This is a genomic window from Abiotrophia sp. (assembly GCF_057275535.1).
Genome location: NZ_DBHIRJ010000017.1, coordinates 1 through 7,687, shown reverse-complemented (window position 1 = coordinate 7,687; position 7,687 = coordinate 1). Strand labels below are relative to the sequence as shown.

The 7,687-nt window shown below is 45.2% G+C and carries 6 protein-coding genes; 2 read left to right on the top strand and 4 right to left on the bottom strand.

Features of this window, described 5'->3' with window-relative positions; genetic code table 11:
- From ACO53F_RS09450 to ACO53F_RS09440, 3 genes are all read right to left on the bottom strand, one after another.
- On the bottom strand, nt 1–496 hold a 496-nt coding region (locus ACO53F_RS09450), incomplete at its 3' end, for a restriction endonuclease subunit S (RefSeq protein ID WP_485138211.1).
- Nucleotides 486–1,994, bottom strand: coding sequence for a type I restriction-modification system subunit M (locus tag ACO53F_RS09445; protein ID WP_485138210.1), 1,509 nt, complete (start codon nt 1,992–1,994; stop codon nt 486–488). The genes ACO53F_RS09450 and ACO53F_RS09445, both read right to left, overlap by 11 nt.
- 569 nt (nt 1,995–2,563) lie before the next feature.
- On the bottom strand, nt 2,564–3,505 hold the full coding sequence (locus ACO53F_RS09440) for a LysR family transcriptional regulator (RefSeq protein ID WP_314237840.1): 942 nt from the start codon (nt 3,503–3,505) through the stop codon (nt 2,564–2,566).
- 128 nt (nt 3,506–3,633) lie between these two features.
- On the opposite strand from ACO53F_RS09440, the gene metE reads away from it, so the two are divergent.
- On the top strand, nt 3,634–5,886 hold the full coding sequence (gene metE, locus ACO53F_RS09435) for a 5-methyltetrahydropteroyltriglutamate--homocysteine S-methyltransferase (RefSeq protein WP_485138209.1): 2,253 nt from the start codon (nt 3,634–3,636) through the stop codon (nt 5,884–5,886).
- A 5-nt stretch (nt 5,887–5,891) separates the two neighbouring features.
- The gene (gene metF, locus ACO53F_RS09430) at nt 5,892–6,758 is read left to right on the top strand and encodes a methylenetetrahydrofolate reductase [NAD(P)H] (protein ID WP_485138208.1); all 867 of its coding nucleotides are present in this window, start codon (nt 5,892–5,894) and stop codon (nt 6,756–6,758) included.
- A 344-nt stretch (nt 6,759–7,102) separates the two neighbouring features.
- Here the strand turns inward: metF and ACO53F_RS09425 are convergent, their stop codons facing one another.
- Nucleotides 7,103–7,645, bottom strand: coding sequence for a ClbS/DfsB family four-helix bundle protein (locus ACO53F_RS09425; RefSeq protein ID WP_268445636.1), 543 nt, complete (start codon nt 7,643–7,645; stop codon nt 7,103–7,105).
- Nucleotides 7,646–7,687 lie beyond the last annotated feature (42 nt).

Sequence of the window (7,687 nt, the reverse complement as noted above, 5' to 3'; positions counted from 1 at the left end):
CTAAATTATTGTTTATCTCTTTATTTAGTTCAATTCTAGCATCAATTTTACAAAGGATGCTTGCTATTTTTTCTTGTTTTTCTATTTTAAACAGAGGAACCTGATATTTCATAATAGTCTTTTTATCACCTCGAGGCATTTTCGTCCCCTTTGACGTAGCCATTACATAACCAAAGAAGCTATCATCTGATAAGACATAATATAAAAAATCTTGATCTATACCCTCTTTTGCAGTAAAAACAAGCACATCATTAGAGCACCCTCCATCATATTTAGCTTTCCATATTTTTTTGAAATATGGTCTAATATTGGAAACCAGAATATCCCCTTGTTTAAATTTTTGAGTACTCTCAATCGAAGGTAATGATGATGCTGTAGTTATTCCAGATTTATTAGGCAACATATTTTCAGTCGATATATAATTTCTATGATTCAATTCTGAGACCTTAACTCTCCCTTGTCGGTAATCACAAATAGATTCTAAGTTACACTTCATATCCTATCGCCCCCAATTTTTGACGAATTTCCTCTTCTAATTCACGAGACTTTTGGAACATCTCAGATAGTTCAGATGTCAGACGCGCCATTTTCTCTTCGAATGGCTCTCCATCGTCCTCCTGCTCTTCTATTCCGACGTATCTTCCTGGCGTAAGGATATAATCTTGATTCTTAATATCGTCTAAAGTCGCAATCGCAGAAAAACCTTTCTTTTCTTCCAAGTTACCATTTTGAAAATCTTCAAAGGTTTTTGCTAATAACTCTATATCTTCTTCGCTAAAATCTCTATGCCGACGGTCAACCATATAACCCATATTTCGCGCATCAACAAACAGAGTTTTCCCTTTTTGTTTCTTGTTTTTACTAATAAACCACAGTGTTACAGGGATAGTCACACTATAAAAGAGCTGAGTTGGTAAAGCAACAATTCCTTCTACAAGATCAGCTTCAATGATTTTTCTTCGAATCTCGCCTTCTCCAGAAGATTGAGAAGATAATGCTCCATTAGCAAGCACTAAGCCGATTTTCCCATTAGGAGCTAAGTGGTGAATCATATGTTGTATCCATGCATAGTTGGCATTCCCTGACGGTGGCGTTCCATATTTCCAACGAACATCATCTTTCAATTTATCTTGTCCCCAGTTAGAAAGGTTGAAAGGCGGGTTAGCCATAATAAAGTCTGCCTTTAAAGTCTTATGGAGGTCATTGAAGAAAGTATCCGCATGATAGTCACCAAGGTTTGCTTCAATCCCTCTGATAGCCATATTCATCTTGGCCATTTTCCAGGTATCGGCATTGGATTCCTGGCCATAAACAGAAATACTCCCTCGCTTACCACTATGTTCCTCAATGAATTTCTCACTCTGTACAAACATACCGCCACTTCCGCAACATGGATCATAAACACGGCAGTTATCGAATGGTTTTAGTATAGAAACTATTGTCTTGACGATACTGGAAGGTGTATAGAATTCGCCACCCTTGGTGCCTTCATAAGAGGCAAATTGAGCAATACAGTATTCATAGGTTCTACCTAATAAGTCCTTACTTGCTTCTGTTCCATCCATTTTGACTTCATTAGTGAACAAATCAACAACATCGCCTAACACACGTTTGTCCAAATCAGGGCTAGCATAATTCTTAGGCAGTACATTTTTTAAGCTTGGATTTTCTCTCTCAATTGCTCTCATCGCATCATCAATTACTTGACCAATTTCAGGAGCGCGGGAGACAGACGCAATTGTACTCCATCTTGCCTCTTCCGGAACGAAGAAGATATTTTCCTCCGCGTAAGCATCACGATCATTCTCAAATCCGTCTCCTTCAGCTACTAGCTCATCATAGCGTTTTTCAAAAGCGCTAGAAATATAGCGGAGGAAAATAAGTCCTACAATTACTTTTCTATACTCTGCAGCAGGAATATGTCCCCACAAGACACATGCTGCATCCCAAATCTGCTTCTCAAATCCAATTTTCGTATTATCTTTTTCAGCCATTCTTAGGCCTCCTTTATTTTTCATTACTTTTCTTAGTTAATAACGCTAATTCCCCTAAAAAATCTCCCATTACCCCCCTACTTTCTGTATTTACAATTGTTAAACCTCTTACATTATATCATGCTCACAAACTTATATATAGCGTTTTCTTATCTATTTTACTCCTTGTATAAGTAACTTTCGTTTCTAAATTTAGTAAGTCATTAATAACTTCCCCCTCATATACCTAGGAGGCTACTCCTCTTTCCCCAATCCCCAGTGACTACCTGGCCTCATTAAGCCAAAAGCGGGCCTGGTGCTGGTCAGGATGGCTGGCGTATGAGCGGGGCTTGGAGCCCTAGCGACTTAGCCCAGCCATAGCCAGACAAGGCGGAAGACAGCCGTAGGCGGGCTGGAGCCGGTCCCTGCACTTGGCCCGCCTTTTGGCTTAATGAGGCCAGGCAGTCACGGCTCGGCAGGCAGACACCAAAAAACCAGCCACCTCCCCACAAAGGGCCAGGCAGCTGGTCTTTTTCATTATATCTAATTTATTGCCGTCAGGCGGGCAGAAACTAAGTAACTAGCCCCCCCTACTTGTCCTTGTCCTTATCCTCCAGAATCTCAAACCCATAGCCACGGATATTGGCCCGCAGGAGGTCCAGGTATTGGCGGGTAATAGGGCTTGGCTCTACCTGTTGAGGCATGAGGTAGCCCAGGGTCATCATGTCGTCCACTTCCAGGGGAATGGCGATGATCTTGTCGTCGTTGAGCTCGCTGGAGATAATCCCTGAAGAAATGGTATAGCCGTTGAGCCCCACCATGAGGTTGAAGATGGTGGCCCGGTCGCTGACCTTGATGTGCATCTTGCGGTTAAGGGTACTCAAAATCTCTTCCGCAAAATAGAAGGAGTTCTCCTGGCCTTGCTCATAAGATAGGTAAGGATAGTCCTCTAGGTCCCGTAATTTGACCGAAGACTTCTGGGCCAAAGGGTTGTCCCGGCAGACGAAGACGTGGGGCTTAGCCTTGAACAAAGGCGTAAACTTGAGCTTCTTCTCCTTGAAGAGTTTGGTCAGGACCTGGCGGTTGAACTTGTTAAGGTAGAGAATGCCCAGGGAACTCTTGAAGGACATGACGTCTTCCAGGATGTTCTGGGTCTCGGTCTCCCGCAGGGTGAACTGGTACTCTTCCGCATCCACCTGCTTAATCAAGTCCACGAAGGCATGGACCACGAAGGCATAGTGCTGGGCGGACACCGAGAAGGCCTGCTTACGGACGGTGTGTTGCTTGTATTTGGCTTCCATGAGCTTGACCTGGTCCAGGATTTGGCGGGCATAAATCATAAACTCCCGGCCTTCATTGGTCAGAGAGACCCCGGACTTCTGGCGGACTAGCAGCTGCAGATCCATCTCCTGCTCTAATTCCTTAATGGCGTTACTGAGGCTGGGCTGGGATAGGAAGAGGGCCTTGGCTGCTTCATTAATAGAGCCCGATTCCACGATTTTCTCAAGATATTGCAGTTGTTGGATTCGCATCATAGTCACTCCCTTGAATTACTCCAGTATATTATAACCTAAAACTATAACCGTGTATACTTTTTTTCAATTATTCAAGAGGACCGTTTCCATGATAGGATAGACTTATCAATAAGGAGGTCGATTGCATGACAACATCGATTATTGGTTTCCCACGAATCGGGGAACACCGTGAATTAAAATTTGCTACTGAAAAATACTTCCGTAAGGAAATCAGCGCTGAAGAACTTCAAGCAACCGCTAAGGAACTCCGCGCTAAACATTGGCGCCTAGCCCAAGAACGCGGCGTGGACCAAATCCCAAGTAATGACTTCTCCCTCTACGATACCTTCTTGGACACTGCTGTCCTCTTCAATATCGTACCTGAGCAGGTTCAAGCCATTGACTTGAGCGAATTGGACAAGTACTTCGCCCTAGCCCGCGGCTACCAAGGGGAAAAAGGTGACGTACGCGCCCTCCCAATGAAAAAATGGTTCAACACCAACTACCACTATATTGTACCTAAATTCGAAGCTAACACCCAAGTTAAGTTGGCCGGCCACAAGCTTTTCGATGAATTCCAAGAAGCTAAGGACTTAGGCATCCACACTCGTCCAGTCTTAGTTGGGCCATTCACCCTCTTACGTCTGGCTGAGTACGCTGAAGGTGTTAACCCAGTTCAATTCATCGAGCCTTTAGTAGCGGCCTACAAGGAAGTCTTCCGTCGCTTGGCTGACTTAGGCGCGACTGACATCCAATTAGATGAGCCTGCCCTAGTTAAGGACATCTCTGAATTGGAATTGACCCTCTTCGACAAACTCTACCAAGGCCTATTAGCTGACAAGGCTGGCTTGTCCGTCCTCTTACAAACCTACTTTGGTGACGTGCGTGACGTCTACAACCACTTGGTACAATTACCAGTTGAAGCCATCGGTTTGGACTTCTTAGAAGGCCGCAAGACCTTAGAATTAGTCAAAGAACACGGCTTCCCAGCTGACAAGGTCCTCTACGCAGGGGTGGTTAACGGTAAGAACATCTGGCGCAACGACTACGCTAAGACCTTAGCCCTCTTAGAAGAAATTCCAGCCCAAAACGTGGTCCTATCCACTTCATGTTCTCTCCTCCACGTACCTTTCACTACAGCTAACGAAGAGTTTGCGCCTGAAATCTTGGCTCACTTCGCTTTTGCTGCTGAGAAATTAGACGAGTTACGTGAATTAGATGCTATCCGTGCTGGCCAAGGGGATGAATTCTTAGCAGCTAACAAGGCCCTCTTTGCGGCAGAACGTACGGTTCGCAATGCGGAATTAGCTACTCAATTAGCTGGCCTAGATGACGCAGCCTTCACCCGCCAACCTGCTTTGGCTGAACGTGCTAAGGCTCAACACCAAGCCTTCAACTTACCAGTCTTACCTACTACCACTATCGGGAGCTTCCCACAAACACGCGAAGTCAAGGTTAACCGTGCGACCTTCCGTCGTGGCGAGAAGACAGAAGCAGAATACACTGCCTTCATCGAAGCTGAAATCGACGAATGGATCAAGTGGCAAGAAGAAATCGGCCTTGACGTTCTGGTTCACGGTGAATTCGAGCGTAACGACATGGTGGAATACTTCGGTGAGAACCTGTCCGGTTACCTCTTCTCTAAGAACGGTTGGGTACAATCCTACGGGACCCGCGGCGTGAAGCCACCAATCATCTGGGGCGACGTTAAGCGTGAACGTCCTATCACCGTTAAGTGGTCTGCCTACGCTCAAGCCCAATCCGACCTGCCTGTTAAAGGCATGTTAACCGGTCCGGTGACTATCCTTAACTGGTCCTTCCCTCGTGAAGACATCACCATCAAGGAATCTACCCTGCAAATTGCTTTAGCAATCCGTGAGGAAGTCCTTGACTTGGAAGCTGCCGGCATCCATATCATCCAAATCGACGAAGCAGCCCTCCGTGAGAAATTACCTTTGCGTAAGTCTGACTGGTACTCTGAATACCTAGACTGGGCTATTCCAGCCTTCCGCTTGGTTCACTCCGGCGTGGCACCAACGACTCAAATCCACACCCACATGTGCTACAGTGAATTCACTGACATCATCCCTGCCATCGAGCAATTAGATGCGGACGTGATTTCCTTCGAAGCATCCCGTTCTAACCTCCACATCTTGGACGAATTAGAACGCCAAAACTTCCAATTACAAGTAGGTCCTGGGGTTTACGACATCCACTCCCCTCGTGTCCCTTCTGTGGAAGAAATTGAACACACCATCCGCGCCATCTTGGCCAAAGTGCCAACTGAACGTGTCTGGATCAACCCAGACTGCGGTCTCAAGACGCGTGGTATTCCAGAAACTAAGGCTAGCTTGGTTAACTTAACCCAGGCTACCCGTAACATTCGAGAGGAGCTCTAACCCCTATGACACAGCCACCGGCACCCTTCCACCATCCATCCTTATCCTATGAAGTCTTCCCGCCCAACACCCAAGTTGGGGCGGAGAGACTGACCCATACTTTGAATGATTTGGCGGAACTCAAGCCGGACTTCATCAGTGTCACCTGCAGCAATCGCCAGCCTAATATTGAGGAAACCACCCTTAAGGTAGCCAATCACGTTCAGAATACCCTGCACATCCCCACCATCGCCCACCTGCCAGCTATGTACCTGAGCAAGGAGCGCGTGGCGGATAGCTTGGATTCTCTGGACCAACTGGGCATCCGTCGGGTCCTGGCCCTACGCGGCGACATTTTGGAAGGCCTGGAGCCGGTCGGTGACTTCTCTTATGCGGAAGAGCTCATTCATTTCATTAAGGAAGGCAAGCCCCATTTCGACATTACGGCGGCCTGCTATCCGGAAGTCCATCCCGACGCACCTAATGCAGTCGCGGACATCCGCTTCCTCAAGCGCAAGGTCGACGCTGGCGTTGACCGCCTGATTACCCAACTCTTCTTCGACAATGATTGCTTCTATCATTTCCAGGAAAAGTGCGCCCTGGCCAATATCGAAGTGCCAATCCTGGCGGGTATCATGCCCATCGTCAACCGCAACCAGGCCCTGCGCCTGCTGACCACCTGTGAGACCACCAAGTTGCCTCGCAAATTCAAAGCCATCCTGGACAAGTATGAGCACGAGCCTCAAGCCCTCCGGGCAGCCGGCCTAGCTTATGCCCTGGACCAAATTGTCGACCTGATCACCCAAGGCGCCGACGGGATTCACCTCTATACCATGAACCAGTCAGACACCGCCCACTATATCGCGGACGCGGCTAAGGCCTTGTTTAAGTGAAAATGAAATAGAAGAGCCAGCCCTAGGGGGCTGGCTCTTTTGACTTGTTGCCTTATGTTAGTTTTTTATGTTCAGCTTCTTCTTTTAATGCCTGAATTTCAGCGTCTAGCTTATTAGCCTTCTTCGTAAGATAAGCTAGATAAAGCGATAAAATTATTTGGACAATAAACAAGATAGTTAGGATAATTTTCATGATGATTGTCATGCGCGACCTATCACTGGAGCAATCACGCACGTATTCACCTCCAAGCTTGTGATAACACTAGTATACAACTTAAGCATTAGATTTTCCAATAGAAAGCTAACTTTATGATATGATCCTATTTATTCATCTCCATATCTGCTTATTTTTTCTTACAATTTTTTTGATGTGCTTTTAATTTCTTCATCGCCCAATCATAATGACTTGAAGTAGTGCTTACAAAATACGAACCAAGTACACTTCCTCCTACCCACTTATAGACATCTTTTGAAAATAATTCTTCGTTTGTAAATCTCTCAGCTAATTCTAAAATATCTTTATGGGATTTATGAAACATTTCTTTTGCATCTTCAAGAGAAGTATTTTGATGTTTTTTCCAAAACTCGACATTCATATCTCCATAAGTTTTCCAATTATATGGAGCTGGAATAAAAGGTTTTGCCACTCCCTTTAAATTTGTATCTACCCAATTCAAAAGAAGCTGGTGCCATTCATATAAATGGATCAAAATATCTCTTAGATTTTTATCTCTTTTCCAATGAGCCTCTTTCTTTTTTTCATCACTTGAAAAGTCAAAAGGTGTGTTTAATTCTTCGTCAGATAGCTTAGCAATTAATACGTTCAACTTATCATAGTTTTCTTTCGCTGCAATCATTAAATCTTCTTTTGTTCTTGGTCTTGGCATAATATTTCCTCCTACTTTACGCTATATCTCAATATGGTTTTT

Bases quoted from the DNA above. Each gene is read 5' to 3' on its own strand.
- metE (WP_485138209.1), top strand. From the start codon at position 3,634: ATGACAACATCGATTATTGGTTTCCCACGAATCGGGGAACACCGTGAA.
- ACO53F_RS09425 (WP_268445636.1), bottom strand. From the start codon at position 7,645: ATGCCAAGACCAAGAACAAAAGAAGATTTAATGATTGCAGCGAAAGAA.
- ACO53F_RS09440 (WP_314237840.1), bottom strand. From the start codon at position 3,505: ATGCGAATCCAACAACTGCAATATCTTGAGAAAATCGTGGAATCGGGC.
- ACO53F_RS09445 (WP_485138210.1), bottom strand. From the start codon at position 1,994: ATGGCTGAAAAAGATAATACGAAAATTGGATTTGAGAAGCAGATTTGG.
- metF (WP_485138208.1), top strand. From the start codon at position 5,892: ATGACACAGCCACCGGCACCCTTCCACCATCCATCCTTATCCTATGAA.